24 protein-coding genes are annotated in these 17,120 nt (G+C 66.3%); 21 read left to right on the forward strand and 3 right to left on the reverse strand.

What is annotated here, in order from left to right:
• The first annotated feature begins 2 nt into the window (after window positions 1–2).
• The 8 genes from KC8_RS17340 to KC8_RS17370 all read left to right on the forward strand — a co-directional run bounded on the left by KC8_RS17340 (window position 3) and on the right by KC8_RS17370 (window position 3,969).
• Complete coding sequence (locus tag KC8_RS17340) at window positions 3–299, forward strand: hypothetical protein (RefSeq protein WP_138956694.1); 297 nt, start codon at window positions 3–5, stop codon at window positions 297–299.
• A 215-nt stretch (window positions 300–514) separates the two neighbouring features.
• Complete coding sequence (locus KC8_RS17345; RefSeq protein WP_029624586.1) at window positions 515–1,072, forward strand: TIGR02594 family protein; 558 nt, start codon at window positions 515–517, stop codon at window positions 1,070–1,072.
• Entirely contained in the window at window positions 1,069–1,443 is a 375-nt protein-coding gene (locus KC8_RS17350) for a DUF6527 family protein (RefSeq protein ID WP_010125923.1), read from the forward strand. The genes KC8_RS17345 and KC8_RS17350 overlap by 4 nt, the downstream gene beginning before the upstream one ends.
• Complete coding sequence (locus tag KC8_RS17355) at window positions 1,440–1,817, forward strand: hypothetical protein (RefSeq protein ID WP_010125924.1); 378 nt, start codon at window positions 1,440–1,442, stop codon at window positions 1,815–1,817. The genes KC8_RS17350 and KC8_RS17355 overlap by 4 nt, the downstream gene beginning before the upstream one ends.
• A complete protein-coding gene (locus tag KC8_RS17360) occupies window positions 1,807–2,013 on the forward strand; it encodes a hypothetical protein (protein WP_010125925.1) in 207 nt (68 codons plus the stop codon). The genes KC8_RS17355 and KC8_RS17360 overlap by 11 nt, the downstream gene beginning before the upstream one ends.
• A 209-nt stretch (window positions 2,014–2,222) precedes the next feature.
• Window positions 2,223–2,414 (forward strand): helix-turn-helix domain-containing protein, encoded by a 192-nt coding sequence (locus KC8_RS20140; protein ID WP_158217678.1) that lies wholly within the window; start codon window positions 2,223–2,225, stop codon window positions 2,412–2,414.
• Window positions 2,411–2,563 carry a hypothetical protein gene (locus KC8_RS19985; RefSeq protein ID WP_157663936.1) on the forward strand — a complete coding sequence of 51 codons (153 nt, stop codon included), beginning with the start codon at window positions 2,411–2,413 and terminating at the stop codon, window positions 2,561–2,563. The genes KC8_RS20140 and KC8_RS19985 overlap by 4 nt, the downstream gene beginning before the upstream one ends.
• Window positions 2,563–3,969, forward strand: coding sequence for an SGNH/GDSL hydrolase family protein (locus tag KC8_RS17370; RefSeq protein ID WP_010125927.1), 1,407 nt, complete (start codon window positions 2,563–2,565; stop codon window positions 3,967–3,969). Before KC8_RS19985 ends, KC8_RS17370 begins: the two co-directional genes overlap by 1 nt.
• Here KC8_RS17370 and KC8_RS17375 read toward each other — a convergent pair.
• Both KC8_RS17375 and KC8_RS17380 read right to left on the reverse strand, forming a co-directional pair.
• Window positions 3,966–4,409, reverse strand: coding sequence for a hypothetical protein (locus KC8_RS17375; protein WP_010125928.1), 444 nt, complete (start codon window positions 4,407–4,409; stop codon window positions 3,966–3,968). The two genes, KC8_RS17370 and KC8_RS17375, sit on opposite strands and share 4 nt — an antisense overlap.
• A 557-nt stretch (window positions 4,410–4,966) precedes the next feature.
• Window positions 4,967–5,533: a helix-turn-helix domain-containing protein gene (locus tag KC8_RS17380; protein WP_010125929.1), complete on the reverse strand. Its 567-nt coding sequence runs from the start codon at window positions 5,531–5,533 to the stop codon at window positions 4,967–4,969.
• An 88-nt stretch (window positions 5,534–5,621) separates the two neighbouring features.
• Between KC8_RS17380 and KC8_RS20685 the strand changes: the two genes are divergently transcribed.
• Complete coding sequence (locus KC8_RS20685; protein WP_138956695.1) at window positions 5,622–6,386, forward strand: DUF6456 domain-containing protein; 765 nt, start codon at window positions 5,622–5,624, stop codon at window positions 6,384–6,386.
• Window positions 6,387–6,468: 82 nt separating this feature from the next.
• Here KC8_RS20685 and KC8_RS17390 read toward each other — a convergent pair whose 3' ends face one another.
• The gene (locus tag KC8_RS17390; RefSeq protein ID WP_010125932.1) at window positions 6,469–7,086 is read right to left on the reverse strand and encodes a hypothetical protein; all 618 of its coding nucleotides are present in this window, start codon (window positions 7,084–7,086) and stop codon (window positions 6,469–6,471) included.
• 118 nt (window positions 7,087–7,204) lie between these two features.
• On the opposite strand from KC8_RS17390, the gene KC8_RS17395 reads away from it, so the two are divergent.
• The 12 genes from KC8_RS17395 (at window position 7,205) to KC8_RS17445 (ending at window position 17,113) form a co-directional block, all read left to right on the forward strand.
• Window positions 7,205–7,630, forward strand: coding sequence for a nuclear transport factor 2 family protein (locus tag KC8_RS17395; RefSeq protein WP_010125933.1), 426 nt, complete (start codon window positions 7,205–7,207; stop codon window positions 7,628–7,630).
• A gap of 139 nt (window positions 7,631–7,769) precedes the next feature.
• Window positions 7,770–9,443 carry an MFS transporter gene (locus KC8_RS17400; RefSeq protein ID WP_029624588.1) on the forward strand — a complete coding sequence of 558 codons (1,674 nt, stop codon included), beginning with the start codon at window positions 7,770–7,772 and terminating at the stop codon, window positions 9,441–9,443.
• A gap of 52 nt (window positions 9,444–9,495) precedes the next feature.
• Window positions 9,496–10,152, forward strand: coding sequence for a glutathione S-transferase family protein (locus KC8_RS17405; protein WP_010125937.1), 657 nt, complete (start codon window positions 9,496–9,498; stop codon window positions 10,150–10,152).
• A 128-nt stretch (window positions 10,153–10,280) separates the two neighbouring features.
• Window positions 10,281–10,748, forward strand: a complete 468-nt coding sequence (locus tag KC8_RS17410) for a hypothetical protein (protein ID WP_010125938.1) — start codon at window positions 10,281–10,283, stop codon at window positions 10,746–10,748.
• Window positions 10,745–12,070: a DNA-packaging protein gene (locus tag KC8_RS17415; RefSeq protein WP_010125939.1), complete on the forward strand. Its 1,326-nt coding sequence runs from the start codon at window positions 10,745–10,747 to the stop codon at window positions 12,068–12,070. The genes KC8_RS17410 and KC8_RS17415 overlap by 4 nt, the downstream gene beginning before the upstream one ends.
• Before the next feature lie 42 nt (window positions 12,071–12,112).
• Window positions 12,113–13,228, forward strand: a complete 1,116-nt coding sequence (locus KC8_RS17420; RefSeq protein WP_010125941.1) for a phage portal protein — start codon at window positions 12,113–12,115, stop codon at window positions 13,226–13,228.
• Complete coding sequence (locus tag KC8_RS17425; protein ID WP_010125942.1) at window positions 13,225–13,539, forward strand: DUF6127 family protein; 315 nt, start codon at window positions 13,225–13,227, stop codon at window positions 13,537–13,539. Before KC8_RS17420 ends, KC8_RS17425 begins: the two co-directional genes overlap by 4 nt.
• On the forward strand, window positions 13,536–13,949 hold the full coding sequence (locus tag KC8_RS17430; protein ID WP_010125943.1) for an HK97 family phage prohead protease: 414 nt from the start codon (window positions 13,536–13,538) through the stop codon (window positions 13,947–13,949). The genes KC8_RS17425 and KC8_RS17430 overlap by 4 nt, the downstream gene beginning before the upstream one ends.
• Window positions 13,950–13,963: 14 nt before the next feature.
• Complete coding sequence (locus KC8_RS17435) at window positions 13,964–15,103, forward strand: phage major capsid protein (RefSeq protein WP_010125945.1); 1,140 nt, start codon at window positions 13,964–13,966, stop codon at window positions 15,101–15,103.
• A 122-nt stretch (window positions 15,104–15,225) separates the two neighbouring features.
• The gene (locus KC8_RS17440) at window positions 15,226–15,492 is read left to right on the forward strand and encodes a spike base protein, RCAP_Rcc01079 family (RefSeq protein ID WP_010125946.1); all 267 of its coding nucleotides are present in this window, start codon (window positions 15,226–15,228) and stop codon (window positions 15,490–15,492) included.
• Window positions 15,493–15,502: 10 nt separating this feature from the next.
• Complete coding sequence (locus tag KC8_RS19990; RefSeq protein ID WP_157663937.1) at window positions 15,503–15,646, forward strand: hypothetical protein; 144 nt, start codon at window positions 15,503–15,505, stop codon at window positions 15,644–15,646.
• A 6-nt stretch (window positions 15,647–15,652) separates the two neighbouring features.
• The gene (locus tag KC8_RS17445; protein WP_010125947.1) at window positions 15,653–17,113 is read left to right on the forward strand and encodes an SGNH/GDSL hydrolase family protein; all 1,461 of its coding nucleotides are present in this window, start codon (window positions 15,653–15,655) and stop codon (window positions 17,111–17,113) included.
• The last annotated feature ends 7 nt before the right edge of the window (window positions 17,114–17,120 follow it).

Here is a 17,120-nt window from a genome sequence, read left to right on the forward strand (position 1 = left end):
TCGTGGAACTGGCATCTGCGGCGGTGTTGGTGCTGGGATCGATCGGCGGGGGCGCGCGGTGGATGTGGCTACAGATCAGGGGCCGCTTCGAAGCGATCGACATCGAGCTTGAGCATTGTCGTGCCCGCGAGCGTGACGATCAGGAGCGCCGCGGCATCCAGCTCAGCGTGATCGAAATCCTGTGGCAGGAAGTCGAGCGCGTGGCCCCCGGCAGTACCGTCCTGCGGCGCGCCAAAAAGCTGCTCGACGATCTGAAAGACAAGAACAAGAGCGCCGACAAGAGTTCACGCCAGCCCTGAAAATGTGGTTGCGGGAGGAGCGACCTTATATCTCTCCCGCATGGCATCGTCCGTCTGAGCGACATTTGGCTTGCTGCTCGGGGGAGGATGCAAGCACGCCGGCTCAGATCACAGCCTGTCTGAGCTTCTGCACTGCAGCACGAAATTTTCAACCGATTCGGCGACGTTGACTGTCCGGATCGGGGACACCTGACCCATCCCAAAGGAGAAGACCCATGACGTATCCGCGTGGGTACGAGCATCTCGGCACGTCCGGGACGCTCCCTCTAGTCGTGTCCGAAGGGCTTAAATTGCTCGGCGTGACCGAGACGCCCGGACCCGGAAACAACCCGGTTATCATGAAGTGGTGCGCCGAACTGAATAAGGCCGGTGTCGACGTCAAAGCCTATACGGTCGACAGCATCGCGTGGTGCGGTCTGTTCATGGCGATCGTCGCGTTGCGCGCTAGCAAGCCGGTGGTGGCTGGCCCGCTTTGGGCGCGCAACTGGGCGAAGTTCGGCACGAAAAGCCCGCTGCCGTCGCTTGGTGACGTGCTCGTTTTCGTTCGTGAGGGCGGCGGCCATGTCGGGATTTACATTGGCGAGGACGGTGACGAAAAGACGGGGACTTACCATGTTCTCGGCGGCAACCAGTCGGATGCGGTGACGATCACGCGGATCGCGAAGAAGCGCTGCATCGCGGTCCGTCGCCCTCCATTCAAAACGGCGCTGCCGCCAAGCGCCCGGCCATATTTCCTGACGACAGGCAGCGCGCTGTCGAGGAATGAGGCATGAGCGCGCTTTCGCCGATCCTGCGCCAGCAGGCGAGCGGACGGGTCGCTTTCTGGTGCCCTGGCTGCCACGAGCAACACAGCATCCCGGTTGCCGACACCCACAATCCCGGCATCAATTGGGGATATAACAGCAATCCTGATAGCCCAACGTTCACCCCCTCGGTGCTTGTCCGCTCGGGCCACTATGTGCCGGGCCACGACGGCGGCACATGTTGGTGCAATTGGGACGACAAGGACGAGTTTCCCGACCTTCAATGCCGCGTCTGCCATTCATTCGTCACCGATGGCCGAATCCAGTTTCTGAGCGACTGCACCCATGCGCTGTCCGGACAAACGGTTGACCTGCCGGCATGGCCGGAGCGCGGGTCATGAGCCGGCGCATCTGGATCATCGCCGGGCTGGTCGCACTGCTGGCTGTCGCGCTCTGGATCGGCCCGCGCTCCTGCGCCTCGGCTGAGCGATCGGCCGCCATTGCCGCTGCCGGGCAGGCGCGCGCCGAGGGCCAGACCCGCGCCGCGACCGACGCCACCGCGATTACCGCAACCAGCATGGAGGCCGCCGCTGCCTCCGATCAACTTGGAAGGGATACCGCCGATGTCATCCGTGCGACGCCCGGGGCGGCTGCCCCGATCGATCCTGCTGTCAACGCTGCTGCTTTGCGGCGCATCTGCCTGCGCGCCGCGTATCGCGATCAACCGCGCTGCGTTGCCCTGCTCGGCCCTCGTGCCTCCACAATTGACCGATGACGTTCCGCCCGCCGATCTCCCGCCAGATGGCGCGACGGTGGGCGACCTGTACATCGCGTTCGATCAGCAGACCGGCCAGCTGGGCAAGGCCAACACGTACAAGCGCGCTGCGATCGACATCGTGAGGGCTTGCGAGGCGCGCGACGGCGAGGTCGACGCGATGCTTGCCCCGCGAAAATTCCTCGGCATATTCTGATGCTTCCGGGGGCGGAAGCAATCGGCGAGGGAGGGCTGCCCCACGCGCCCTCCCTCAACGCCACGTGCGATCATTGCGGATCGATAATCGGTGCGGCCGCCCGTCTTGAATCGGGCGGCCTGACCCTGTTTCCCCGCCAATGTCGCGCGGTGTGGCGAGAGCAGGAAGTCCGCCTTCGGCCGGCCGGCGCACGCATTGTCGAAACGCTGATGGCCGCTGGAGGCGCCCTTATCAGCCCGTGCGCATTGCTTTCGCGCGCCGGCTATCGGGGCGACAATCCCGAGAAGCGGCTCAGGGTGCACCTGTGCCACATCCGCAAGGCGCTGCCTGGCGTGCCGATCCATTGCGAGCCGGGCCTGGGTTACGCCTGGCGCCCCGACATCAAGGAACAATCCGCATGATGATCAGCCCGTTTGCGCTGGCGTTGACCGCGCTGCGGCATCCGCCGCCGGGGGGCATCGCGCCGCCCCCGCCCGATCACATCACCCTCGAAAATGGCGACGACCTGCTGCTTGAGGATGGCAGCCTTATCCTGACGGAGGCCCAATAATGGCGAACGCGAAGATTTCCGAACTGGCCCAGATCAGGCCTGTGGGGGCCGGCTTGATCGTGCCAGGCGCGCGCGGCGGACAGAATGTTGCGGTTCACGGCCACCGCATTGCCCCGTCGCGGCCCTTTGCCGAAATGTGGGCTGACGGCGACAGCAAGTCTGGCGAAGGCCCGGAGGCTGCCCGATGGGCGCTCGCGCGCAATCCGATGGATGTTTGGGTGACGGGCGTGAATCTGGGAATTGGCGGCACCAATTCGGGCAGCGCCGCCGATTGCCTGACCAACGCTACCCGTCTTGCAGCGATGCAGGCCGCGGTGGCGGCAGCTTATGGCGCCGGGCGCATCGTCGACATGATCCTGACTATCGGCACCAACGATCTGACGGCGAGCATGGCGCCAGAAACGACGATCGCCAACATCCGCAAATATCATGACGCATTCCGGCTGGCCGGCGGCCGATACTTGATCCTGATGGCGGTCGACCCGCGTTCGGCCAATGGCGCGGCCCGGGTGAGCCTCACCATGTCGCTCAACAATGCCTATGCCGATTACTGCGCGGCGGTGTCGGACGCGATGTTCTGCGATCCGACGCCGTGGTGGACTGATCCGGCGCAGCCCCTCAGCCATGCGCCGATCGGCGGCGCGGCCGGGGCCGCGATGGCGGTTACGGGCGATGGCCTCCACGGCAGCGCTTATGGCGGCTATCGCAAGCAATACGCGATCCTCACCGTCATGCAGCGCCTCTACCGCGCGACCGGCTGGGACGTTGCCGGTTTTGCTTCCGATTATGACACGGCCAATGCGGCACGCGCCTCCATCCTCGGGATCAATGGGCGCATGGTAGCCATGGGCGGCACGAATGCCATTACCGGCGGCGCTGGTGTCACCGGCACGCCGCCAGCGGATTTCCGATCGGCGGGTGAGCTGTCGGGCACGATGGCGCTGACCTATAGCGTCCAGAGTAACGCGCACCTTGGCGCGCTCTATGGCGGTACGTGGCCATGCGTGCGGATTGCTGTGACGGGGACGCCTACGGCCGATACCGATATCCTGATCGCCGGGCGGAACTGGTTGCTTGACCAGCAAGGCGCGCTGCCGATGCGCGGCCGCGCGCTGATCGGCTGCAACGCACTCGTCGGCTGCATGGGCCTTTTTACGGTTACGCAAAATGTTTCGCCGACCGGCAAGTTCAACCTTGGCCGCGACGGCGGATATCCCGCGTCCGATCAGCTACCGCAGCTGGACGGCCTGCATATGCTGGACCTTCGCCATATCCCGACCGGCAATAGCAACTCCGGGTTGAACCTGTGGTTGCGCGTGAAGGCTGGCGTCGCCGCCGGCGGATCGATTGATCTGATCGGGATGGACTGGCGCCGATGGGCCGCGATGCCGGTGGCGACGGCTTAAATGGCCTGATAGGCGGGGAGCGCCGGGCGACGCGGGCGGCTCTCCAAGAGTAACCCAAGGCCAGCAGCAACGGCGAAAGCAAAGACGAGCAGGCCCGGCGATATGGGATCTATGTCGCCAGATGCGGCCTCGGGCCACTCGGCGGAGGCAAAGGCCAGCGCTTCTGGGGTCGCACTTGTGCCAGCAAAGCCCTCACTCGCGATTGGTGGCGGCGACAAGTCGTAACGCGGCGGCTCGGCATCGATCAACGTAAAATGGATGTCGTGCGGTGCCGGTGATGCTGGCGCAGATGCCGACCAAGGCGCTATATCCCGTTCGCCGATTGTCAGCATTGTGATGGCATCGCGTCCAGTTTTCGCGTCCGGTGCGCCCATGATCAACATGCCGAGCGGCAACGCAACAAGAGCGATACCCGCCAGATTCTTTAGATAATTAAACATGCGTTTAGATCGTTCCCCCGCAGCATCCGTAGCGGTGAAGAAACGATCATGACAAGAGGCGCAATTAGTTTGTCTCAATTTGGATCAGTTGGCGGTGCCAGTGGCGCTGCCTCTTTTTTTGTGGTTCGACTGGACCGGCCGACGTTGGTGATGGCGGCAGAATTGGCCGCTAGCGAAGGCGCTTTCCAACGTTTCGGCGATTTACAGGCCAGCCCTAAGATATTGAAATACAACGCGGGAAAATCACGCCGTTTTACAGGGCGAACCGCAGAAATCTGCCATTTCCGAGTGCTTGGAAAGCTTGTCAGGCTCACGCACGCAAGAAAGGCGGTAACGCCTGAGTCCCTCTATGGGATCGAACGCCCGTCAGGGCGAAATGCTTGGTCCGCAAATGGTCCGCAAGACTCGAAAGAGTCACCGTATGTCCACTCTTCGTTCTAACTCGAAAGTGGCGCAAATCCGTGGTTCTGGCTCATAAATCATCGTTTACACCGAGAATGCCGGGGGTTCGAAACCCTCACCGCCCACCATTTTCCATTTATATCAATAAGTTGTCATTATCCGAGCGTCCGCACGAGGCGGATGGCGACGGCGGCCCATGGCGGATCGGCAATCACCTGCTGACGCCCGCCCGCGCCGGGCGGCAGGATCAACAGCTTGCCATCTTCACGCCCGATCAGCCGGCCGAACAGGAAGCGCCCGGCAGGGCGCGGCACGAGCACATCGCGATTGAGCGCAGTGGCGTAGCCATCGGGCGCGATCCGTTCGCACCAGATGGTATCACCCGACCGATAATCGCCCACCGCCGAATCAACCAGGATCGCAACCGCGCCGGGTGGCGGGGCCGGGGTGGCGACATCAAGCGGCTTGCCCGGCGCGCGGGCGCCATCCGCCCCGATCAAGGCGGCGACCGGCAGATCATCCCGGTCGGGCAAACGGACAAGATCCGCCGCCTCGACGCCAAGGGCTGCGGCAATGCGATTGAGCCAACCGACCGAAACCGTGCGCATCCCCGTTTCCAGCCGCCCGATGGTTTGCGCGGTTGTGGGCGGAACGCAGCGATCCGCCACTTCCTGAAGCGTCAGGCCCTTGGCCCGACGCACATCGCGAATGCAGGTAATCATGATGAATAACCCATATGGTTCACATGTTTCCTACAGCATTACCGATGTGGCAAGTCAACCAGCGTCGGCAGCAGGAGGGGATCATAGCATGGGAATCGGTGCACATGGACGACGGATCATGGCGGCGCTGGAAGAAGGCCGGCCGGTGCGGCGCCATGAAGCCGGCTGGCGGGTGGGCGTGCTCGACGCACCCGACACGCTGATCGATGAACTGACCCGCGCCGATCTGGTGGCGGCAAAAGCGGGGTGTTTGACGCTGACGCCGGCGGGACGCGGATTTACCACAAGGACCGCCCGGCCGGAGGCGGCCAACCGGCTGCTGGTGGAACGGGTGTTGCCCCGCGACCGGACGGATCTGGATGCGAGCGGAGCGCAGCCGCATGGCAGGCTGCCGGGCACGACGGGCGCTGCGCCATCCGCCAGGGCGGTGCCGCGCCGTCCGGTGCGCAGCGTTACCGTCAATGTCGGTGAATCGCCGCTGGGCTGGCTGATGGCGCGCGGGCTGGTGAGCCAGCGCCAGTTCGATGCAGGCGAACGGCTGCGGCATGACTGGGAAATGGCCGGCCTGGCCCCGCGGGTGACGATGCGGTGGAATGCCGCCCCGGTGGCGCGCGGCCCGCGCGGGGCGGACGCGCCGCTTGACCCCACATTGGCCCAGATCGCCGCGCAACGCCGGTTCGACGCGGCGATCATCGCTGTCGGGCCGGGGCTGGCGGATATTTGCTGGCGGGTGGTGTGCGGGGGCGACGGGCTGGAAGCCGCCGAACGCGCGCTCGGCTGGCCAAAACGGGCAGGCAAACTGGTATTGCTGATCGCGCTCGACCGGGCTGCCGACTTTTACGGCATCGCATGATGGGGGCATGGCCATAGCCGACAGCCGACAGCCGACAGCCGACAGCCGGCAGCCGGCAGCCGGCAGGGCTGCGCGCGACCGTTCAGGCGCCGACACCCGGCGGCGGCAGGAACGGGCCAACGGTGGCGATGGCGCGATCGACCCAGCCGTCGGTTTCGCCGGCCGGCGCGACATGGCTGATCGCGGCTTCGGCATCCGCCCGCGCGCCGCCACGCAGGATCAGCCATGCGGCGAGGTAGAGGGCCGCCGAACCGCCGCCCGCGGTGGCGATGTGGCCGGCGGCGTGGAACGGATTGTCGCTTGCGGGAAGCCCGGATTCGGCGATCCAGGGCGCGCCCGTCCCATCGGCATAGACCGAAACGCCCTGGGTGAAGCCAAGCCTAGCCAGCAGCAATGCGCCCGATCCTTGCGCGCCGATCAACTGCCGCGCCGGATCGAGCCGGATCTGGCCGAGCAGCGCCCGATCGGCGGCGATGTCATGCATCCGGTTGCTGCCGTTGATGATCACGGCATCGGCCTCGGCGGCAAAGTCGATCGGGCGTTGGCGTTCGACCACGATGCCGTTCATCGATGTGACCCGCGTGGCCGGCGCGGTGACGTGGGCGGCCCAGTTGCGGGCGTGCAACTGGTTGAGGATGGCGGGGACGGTGAACGCATCCAACTCGTTAAAGCCATCGAATGTCAGGATTGCGATCTGCATGGCCGGCTCCTTCGCGGCCCCCCGAAGACTTGATAATGCCATGGAGGCGTGCGCCCATCCATTCTATGCCGCTGCGGCCGGATTACAGCGGGGCAAAGGGAGGAGTATCCACGTGGATATGCGGGATGTGGCCGACAGGCTGGAGATCAACGAGTTGCTGGCGCGTTATTGCCACGCGTTGGACCAGAAAGACTGGCCGGCCTTCCATGCGGTGTTCACCGATGATGCGACATTGGATTTCACCGCCTTTGGCGGACCGAAGGGGACGGCCGGCGAACTGGAAGCCTTTCTGGCCCCCGTCCTGGATAGCCTGATCGCATCCCAGCATATGGTTTCGACGGTGATCGTCGATATCGACGGGGACCAGGCCAAGGCGCGATCGGCCGCGATCGTGCCGATGACGGCGCTGGCGGCGGACGGTGGCGAGCAGACGTCACTCAGTGGCCTCTGGTACGAGGATCAGCTGGTGCGGACATCAGCCGGCTGGCGCATTCGATATCGCAGACAGGTGCGCGGATGGGCCATTGCATCGCTGGCCGGCTGACCGCCATGATGTTCGACGCGTGCCTGGCTGGCCCGTCCATCACGCGATGCGCCCCCTGCCGATGATCGAGCCGTGTGAATATCGGGCGCGCGCGCCATAGGGGCTGGCAGCGGTGCCCGAATTGACGCATCGATAGGCGATGGCCGCACCCGTTGCCCAAGCCGATGATTCCGCACCCGTCTCCCCCCTGGGGTTTGCGATCTTTCGCGCGGTGTGGATCGCCAGCATGGCATCCAATTTCGGCGGGCTGATCCAGTCTGTCGGCGCATCATGGCTGATGACGTCGCTGGCGCCTTCACCGACGATGGTGGCGCTGGTGCAATCATCGACGACCTTGCCGATCATGCTGCTGTCGCTGTGGGCCGGGGCGGTGGCCGACAATCTCGACCGGCGGATCGTGATGCTGTGGGCGCAGACCTTCATGCTGATCGTATCGCTGGTGCTGGCGATCTGTGCGTGGACGGGCGCGCTCAGCCCGTGGCTGCTGCTGGCTTTCACCTTCCTGATCGGGTGCGGCACGGCATTCAACGGGCCGGCGTGGCAGGCATCGGTGGGCGATATGGTGCCGCGCGCCGCCTTGCCGAATGCGGTGGCCTATAACAGCATGGGATTCAACATCGCGCGCAGCGTGGGACCGGCGATCGGCGGGCTGATCGTGGCCGCGGCCGGGCCGGCGGCGGCATTCGCGGTGAATGCCGTCAGCTATGTCGGGTTGATCATCGTGCTGGCGCGGTGGCGGCCGGTGCGCCCGCCGCGATTGCTGCCGCGCGAAACGCTGGGCGTCGCGATGGCGGCGGGGGTGCGCTATGCGGCGATGTCGCCCACGTTGCGGATCGTGCTGCTGCGGGCGGCCTTGTTCGGCATCGCGGCGAGCGCGGTGCCGGCCCTGATGCCGCTGGTGGCGCGCGATCTGATCACCGGCGGGCCGCTGGTTTATGGCCTGCTGCTGGGCGCGTTCGGGCTGGGGGCGGTGGGCGGTGCGCTGACCAGCGGGCGGCTGCGTGCACGATATTCCACCGAAACCATCGTGCGCATCGCGACCTTGGCGCTGACGGTGGGGGCTGTCGCCACGGGGCTGAGCCACATCACCGTGCTGACGATATTGGCCTTGGCGGTAGCCGGCGGCGGTTGGGTGCTGGCGCTGTCGACATTCAACGTGACGGTGCAGATGGCGGCGCCGCGCTGGGTGGTGGCGCGCGCGCTGGCGCTGTACCAGATGGCGGCATTTGGCGGGATGGCGCTGGGCGCCTGGCTGTTCGGCGAGATCGCCGAGGATCATGGTGTGCGTGCCGCCTTGCTGGCGGCGGGGCTGTTGCAGGGCGGCGGGTTGCTGCTGGGGCTAAGGCTGGCATTGCCGCAGGTGGAGCATCTCAACCTCGATCCCGTCAGCCGCTGGACCGAGCCGAAGACGGCGGTGCCGGTGCAACCGAGCAGCGGGCCGATTGTCATCACCATCGAATATCGCATCGCGCCGGCCAACGTGATCGAATTTCTGGCGGCGATGAACGAACGCCGCCGCATCCGCATCCGCGATGGTGCGCGGCACTGGACGTTGCTGCGCGATCTGGCGGACGCCGAATTGTGGATCGAACGCTATCATGTGCCGACCTGGCTGGATTATGTGCGCCATCAGGGCCGCCGGACGCAGGCGGATGTCGCCAATTTCGAACGGATCCGCGCGCTGCACAACAGTGCCGAACCGCCCGTCGTTCACCGCAGGATCGAACGGCAGACGGGATCCCTGCCATCGACGCGCGCGCCGGGCGCGCAGGACATGGCCGATCCGCTGACCGATCCGACGCGATCGAGCTGAACGCGGGTTGGGTGTAGGATGCTTGCAACGCCTGCCGGGAGAGGAGATCGCCATGATCGTCTATGGAAGTTCGATGTCGCCGTTCGTGCGCAAGGTGCTGGTCTTTGCGGCGGAAAAGAACCTTGCGATCGACCTGAAAACGCTGGGGTTGCAGGCCGATGACCCCGAATTTCGCGAAGCCAGTCCGTTTGGCCTGATGCCGGGGTTTCGCGACGGGGATTTCACGATTTCGGATTCGTCGGCGATCGTCGCCTATCTGGACGCGATCCAGCCCGAACCGGCGCTGATCCCCGCCGCCCCGCGATCGCGCGCGCGGGCGATCTGGTGGGATGAGATCGCCGATACGGTGTTCACCACCTGCATGCGCAAGATGTTCTTCAACCGCGTGGTCAGCCCGATCTTCCTGAAGCGCGAGGGCAATCTGGCCGAGGCGGACCATGCCGAGACGCACGAACTGCCGCCGCTGATCGATTTCCTGGAAGCGCGCATCCCCGATTCGGGGTTCCTGGTGGATGACCGGCTGACCCTGGCGGATATCGCGATGGCGCAGCCGTTCGTGAATTTCGGCCATGTCGGTGCGCCGATTGATGCGGACAAGCATCCGAAGGTGGCGGCCTATATCGCGGCGATGCACGCGCGCCCATCGATCGCGCCATGGATCGCACTGGAACGGGCGGCGTTGGAGAAACGCGGCGGTATAACCAAATAGGATAATAGCTCTTGACAGCGGTGCGCTGTTTGGGTACATATATCGCAAGCTGGAAAAATGCGTTCGGGCCGGGGTGAGCAATCACCGCGGCCCTTTTTGTTGCCACCCTTGTTCCGGGAGGTGCGGTGATGGACGAAATCGACAACGGCAACCGCAAGGTGCGGGCGAGCCACTGGACCAAGGCCAAGCGCGAGGGATTTCTGGCGCATCTGGCGGCGACCGCCAACGTCCGCGCATCGGTGCGCGCAGTGGGGATGAGCGAACAGGGCCTTTATAGCCTGCGCAAGCGCTGCCCCGAATTCCACGCCGAATGGAAAGCGGCGCTGGTGCAGGGGTATGAACGGGTGGAATTGCTGCTGCTGGAACGGGCGCTTAGCGGCACGCCGACGCCGATCGTACATGGCGGCGAGACCAGGGGCGAAGTGCTGCTGCCGGATAGCCGGATGGCGTTGATGCTGCTGCGGCTGCACCGCGATACGGTGCGGGCCGTGCAGGCGGCGGCGCAGGGCCGAACCGTTGGCGATCCCGATGCGGCCAGCGCCGATCTGGAAGAAAAGCTGGCCGAAATGCACGAACGGATCGAGGCGAAGGAATGAGCGGGCCACCGCTTGCCAGCCTGTCGCAGGCCGAACGGCTGGCGCATCAGCCGGCGGATGAACGGGCGCGATTGCTGGCGCGGATGGCCGACAGCGAGCGGCGGGCGCTCAACTGGTCGTGGCGATTCTGGTCGCGGCCCGCGCAGCGCGCGCCAGCGGGCGACTGGCGGACCTGGCTGATCCTGGCGGGGCGGGGCTTTGGCAAGACGCGGGCGGGCGCCGAATGGGTGCGGGCGAAGGCGGAAGCCGACGATCGGGCGCGGATCGCGCTGGTGGCCGCGACCTTGGCCGAAGCACGCGCGGTAATGGTGGAGGGCGAAAGCGGGCTGCTGAGCATCGCATCGCCGGGCCAGAGGCCGGAGTGGGAACCGTCGCTGCGGCGGCTGCGCTGGCCTGGCGGGGCGGTGGCGTATCTGTATTCGGCGGCGGACCCGGATAGTTTGCGCGGTCCGCAGCACCATTATGGCTGGGCGGACGAAATCGCCAAATGGCCGGCGGGCGAGGAGACGTGGGACAATCTGATGATGGGCCTGCGTCTGGGCCGCAAGCCGCGCGTGGTGGCGACGACGACGCCCCGGCCGGTGGCGCTGGTGCAGCGGCTGGTGGCCGAACCCGGCGTGCATGTGACGCGGGGCAAGATGACCGACAACAAGCCGCATTTGCCGCCCGATTTCATCGCGGCGATGGAGGGCACTTATGGCGGCACGCGGCTGGGCCGGCAGGAACTGGACGGCGAACTGATCGAGGAAGCGGCGGGGGCGTTGTGGAGCCGGGCGCTGATCGAACGGTGCCGGGCGCGGGCCATGCCGGGGATTGCCCGCATCGTTGTCGGCGTCGATCCGCCGGCGGGGGCGGGCGGGGGTGATGCGTGCGGCATCGTGGTGGTGGCGCTGGGCGAGGATCGGCGCGGCTATGTGCTGGCCGATGCCAGCGTGAGCGGGCTGGGGCCGGAAGGCTGGGCGCGCGTGGTGGCGCGCACGGCAGAGGCGCACAAGGCCGATCGGGTGATTGCCGAGGCGAATAATGGCGGGGCAATGGTGGCCAGCGTGTTGCGCGCGGCCGACGAACGGCTGCCGGTGCGGCTGGTGCACGCATCGCACGGCAAAAGCGCGCGGGCCGAGCCGGTAGCGGCTTTGTACGAAGCGGGGCGGGCGTTCCATGTGGGCGCGTTTCCCGAACTGGAAGACGAGATGGCTGGGCTGATCGCCGGCGGAGGATATGAGGGGCCGAGCCGATCGCCCGACCGCGCCGATGCGCTGGTGTGGGCGTTCACCGAATTGATGCTCGGCCCCGAAGCGCGACCGGCGATGCGACGGCTGTAGCGGCTGCACGTCTGATTGTTTCAAAATTGGTGGAGAGAATCCATGCGGCTTTTCGGACGGAAAAGCGGCAGCGCCCCGGCACGGCCGGCGCTGGCCCGCACGATGACGGACTGGGTGCCTGATGCGGCGTGGCCGCGCAGCTATGACGGGCAGATCCGCGATGCGCTGAACAGCAATCCGGTGGCGCAGCGCGCGATCCGGCTGGTGGGTGAAAGCGTGCGATCGCTGAGTTTGGTGGTGACGGGCGCGCCGGAAACGGTGGCCGATCTGCTGAAACCGGCGATCGAGGCGATGGCGATCCACCTGCTGCTGCACGGCAATGGCTATGTCACGATTGCCTGCGACATGGATGGCGATCCGTTGCGGCTGCATGTGCTGCGGCCCGAACGGGTGACGGCCGAAACCGACGCGCAAGGGTGGCCTTCGGCTTATTGCTATCGGGTGGGGGCAGCGGTGCAGCGCCTGCCGATCCATGACGGGATGGGCAAACCGGGGATCGTGCACCTGCGCGGATTCAACCCGATCGACGATCAATATGGGCTGGGGTGCCTGGATGCGGCGGCCGGCGCAGTGGCGATCCACAATGCCGCCACCCGCTGGAACAAGGCGCTGCTGGACAATGCGGCCCGCCCATCGGGGGCGATGGTCTATGATCCGGGTGAGCCGGGCGCTGCGCTGAGCGCGGAACAATTCACCCGGCTGAAGGCCGAAATGGAAGAAAGCTTTGCCGGCCATGGCAATGCGGGGCGGCCGATGCTGCTGGAAGGGGGGCTGCGCTGGCAATCGCTCAGCCTTTCGCCTGCCGACATGGATTTTGTGGCGCTGAAGGCCAATGCCGCGCGCGAAATCGCGCTGGCCTTTGGCGTGCCGCCGATGATGCTGGGCCAGCCGGGGGACAATACTTACGCCAATTATGCCGAGGCCAACCGCGCTTTCTGGCGGCTGACGATCCTGCCGATGGCCGGGCGCATTTTGGACGGGATGGGCCAGGCCTTGCGGGCGTGGTGGCCGGATCTGGCGATCGCCGTCGACCTCGACCGGATTTCCGAACTGCATAGCGACCGCGAACCTTTGTGGCGGATGGCGGCGCAGGCCGATTTCCTGAGCGCTGATGAGAAACGCGAGATGCTGGGTTTTGCCCCACGGGTGACGCCATGACCGCCGAACTGGACATGCTGGCCCGGCTGATGGCGCAGGCCGAGGCCGGAGGCGTGCCGCTGGTGACGGTGCGCGCGCTGGCCGAGGAAGCGAGCGAGACGGGCGCGCGCCGCGCGATGGAGCGGCTGGGCCTGGCCGATCCGGCGGCGCGCGGCGACATCGGCGAATTGCGCGAACTGCTGGGGGCGTGGCGCGATGCCAAGCGCACCGCGAGGAACGAGGTGATCGGATGGGCGATACGGATCATGCTGGCGCTGCTGCTGCTGGGGCTGGCGGTGAAGATGGGGCTGATCGGGCTGGCGCGGGGGTGAGCACGGTGCGCTTCGCCGGCTATGCGGCGGTGTTCGATCGGGTCGACCGGGGCGGCGATGTGGTGCGGCCGGGGGCGTTTGCGCGGGCGGTGGCGGCCGGGCCAGCCGGCGTGCCGCTGCTGTGGCAGCACGATCCCGCCAAGCCGATCGGCCGGATCGAATATCTGAGCGAGGATGCCCGCGGCCTGCGCGTGATCGGCCGGCTTTCCACCCGATCGGCAGCAGCGCGCGAGGCGGCGGCGCTGCTGCGCGACCGCGCGGTGGAAGGCCTGAGCTTTGGCTATCGCGTGCGCGGCAGCGTGGAAAGAACAACTCGTGAACTTAAGGATCTCGATCTGATCGAGGTGTCGCTGGTGACGTTCCCGATGCAGCCGAAAGCCCGGGTGCATGCGGTGGCGGAGCAGGATTGACGGAGGAGACGAATATGGACGGAACCTACGAAGTGAAAGCGGACGCGCTGGAAGCGAGCTTCGATGCGGCGGCGCGGGTGGACGAGGTGGCCGAACTGCGTGCCGAACTGGGCGCGATGCGCACGCGGATCGATCAGCAGGCGGCCACGGCCGGGCGGCCGGTGCTGAGCGGCGCGAAGGCGGATGGCTCGCCCGAACGGCGCGCCTTTGTCGACGGTTATCTGCGCAAGGGCGCCGAGGTGGAAACCAAGAGCTTTGCCGGCACCAGCGGCAGCGAGGGCGGTTTTGCCGTGCCGCGCGAGATTGACGAGGTGATCGACCGGACGTTGAAGGCGATTTCGCCGATCCGCGCGATCGCCAATGTCGTGAAGGTGGGATCGGCCGGCTATCGCAAGCTGGTGACGACCGGCGGCGTGGCATCGGGCTGGGCATCCGAAGGTGGTGCGCGGCCGGTGACGGCGACGCCCACCTTTGCCGAAATCGCGCCACCGGCGGGCGACCTTTATGCCAATCCGGCGGCGAGCCAGGCGATGCTGGATGATGCCCGCTTCGACGTGGAAAGCTGGCTGGCGGGTGAAATCGCCACCGAGTTCGCCCGTGCCGAAGGGGCGGCGTTCGTTTCGGGCAACGGCACCGACAAGCCCAAGGGCTTTCTGGCCGGGCCGATCACCAACGAGGCGGACGGCGTGCGCGCGTTCGGCACGCTGCAATATGTGGCGAGCGGGGCTGCGGCGGGCTTTATCGCCAGTAACCCGCAGGACAGGCTGGTCGACCTGATCCAGTCGCTGCGATCGCCTTATCGCCAGGGGGCGGCGTTCGTGATGAATTCGGCGACGCTTTCGGTGATCCGCAAGTTCAAGACGGCGGATGGCGCATTCCTGTGGCAGCCGGGGCTGGCCGAAGGGCGGCCGGATACCTTGCTGGGCTATCCGGTGATCGAGGCCGAGGACATGCCCGATATCGCCGCCAACAGTTACGCCATCGCGTTTGGCAATTTCCGCGCCGGCTATCTGGTGACGGAGCGCGCCGAAACGCTGATCCTGCGCGATCCTTACAGCAACAAGCCGTTCGTCCACTTCTACGCCGCCAAGCGGGTGGGCGGCGCGGTGAGCAATTCCGAAGCGATCAAGCTGATGAAGTTCGCGACGAACTGACGACACCCCTTTCGCGGGCGGGCGAATTGGCCCCGCCGCGAAGCGCGCCGCGCGGACCCATGCCCCCTTCAAGGTTCGCGCGGCGCGGACAATCCATTCCTTGATTCCGATCGGAGACCGATATGGCAGACGCCTTCGCCGCGAGCGCGGATGCGGCCCATGCGCCGGCAACGCGCGCTTTGGCCATCACCCCCCACAACAGCAACCCGCTGACCGATATTCCCAAGGCCATCTATGTCGGCAGTGCCGGCGACGTGACGATGCGGGCGTTGCGCGACAGTGCCGATCATGTGTGGAAGGCGGTGCCGGCGGGGTCGATCCTGCCGATCCGCGCCAGCCATGTGCGGGCGACCGGCACTACCGCCGGCGACCTGCTCGGCCTGTACTGAGGCGCCGGCCATGCGTGTCGGCTTCGGCTTCGCGCCCGCGCTGCCCCGGCGGCGCGCCGGTGGCACCGCGCCCCCGCCATCGCCCTTCAGCCTGCTCGCCGAGGACGGGTTTGCCCTGCTCCTTGAGGACGACGGCCTTATCATCCTGGAGTGATCCTTCATGCCATCGACCAAGATTTCCGCGCTGGCACCGGCATCGGCGCTTGGCGGCAGTGAACTGCTGCCCGCCGTACAAGCCGGCGGCAATGTGGCCGTTACCCCCGCGCAATTGCGTGCCCATGCGCTGGCCGGTGTGCCGCCGCTGTTGGCGAGGCCGATGGCCCGGCTGATGATGGAAGGCGACAGCAAGACATTCGAACCGGTTTCCGCCGCTTATTGGGTGAACGCCAGAACGCCGATCGACGTGTGGATCGGCAGCCATGATTTCGGCGTTGGCGGATCGACCACCGGCACGCAGGCGACCACCGGCCTGACCAACCCGGCGCGACTGGCGGCCATGCGGGCGGCGGTTTCCGCCGCGGTGGCGACCGGATCGACCGTGGACATGCTGCTGACGATCGGCACCAACGATATCGTCTTGTCGGGCTTTGCGCCCGAAACGGTGCTGGCCAATCTGCGCAAATATCATGATGCGTTCCGGGCGGCGGGCGGCCGTTTCCTGATCGTCATGAACGTCGACCCGCGAACGGGCCTGGACGGGCCGACGGCGCGCAAGCTGATCGCGCTCAACCGTGGCTATGCCGATTATGCGGCGTCCGTTGCCGACGCGATCTATTGCGACAGCGCGGGCTGGTGGCTCGATCCGGCATCGGGCAACACAAGCTATACCCCGACTGGGGGCGCGACGGGGGCCGCCTTTTCCATGGCGGCGGACGGGCTGCACGGCAACGCTTTCGGCGCGTACCGCAAGCAATATGCGCTCGCGCCGATCCTGCAGGCGCTTTATCGGCCGCGCCAGCGCGGGCCATTATATCTGGGTGACGACTATGACGTCGCCAATGCCCCGCGCGGCAATATCCTGGGCGCGAACGGCCGGACGGTATCGCTGGGCGGCACCAGCAGCATCACCAATGGCGGAACGGGGACGATCAGCGGAACGCCGCCTTTGGGCTGGACGGCATATGGGGCGCTTTCCGGCACGCTGAGCGTGGGCTTTACCGTTGCGACATGCGGCGCGCTGGAAAGCCACGCGGGATCGACCGGGTGGCAGGCGGTGCGCATCACGTTCAGCGGCACGCCGACCAGCAATGGCGATATGAACGTGCGCCGCAACGTCCTGCTCGATCCCCTTGGCACTATGCCGATGCGCGCGTCGGCGCTGATGGCCTGCAACGCGCTTGCCGGATGTGCCGGCATTTATGCGGCGACCGTCAATGTCAGCCCGAGCACGCTGGTCTATCTCGGTTCGAATGCCGCGACGGCATCGCTGGTAGCGGCGGACAGGCTGCCGCAGCTCGATGGCCTCCACGAGATCGACTTCCCCGTGGTGCCGACCGGAAATTCCAATTCGGGCGTGATGATCGGCATTCGCTGGCTGGCCGGCGTGCCGATGAGCGGATCGATCGACCTGATCGGGGCGAGCTGGCGGCGTGCCGATCCGATCCCGAATGCCGCGGCCTGAAGGGGGA

Source organism: Sphingomonas sp. KC8, from assembly GCF_002151445.1.
GTDB lineage: Bacteria > Pseudomonadota > Alphaproteobacteria > Sphingomonadales > Sphingomonadaceae > Sphingomonas_E.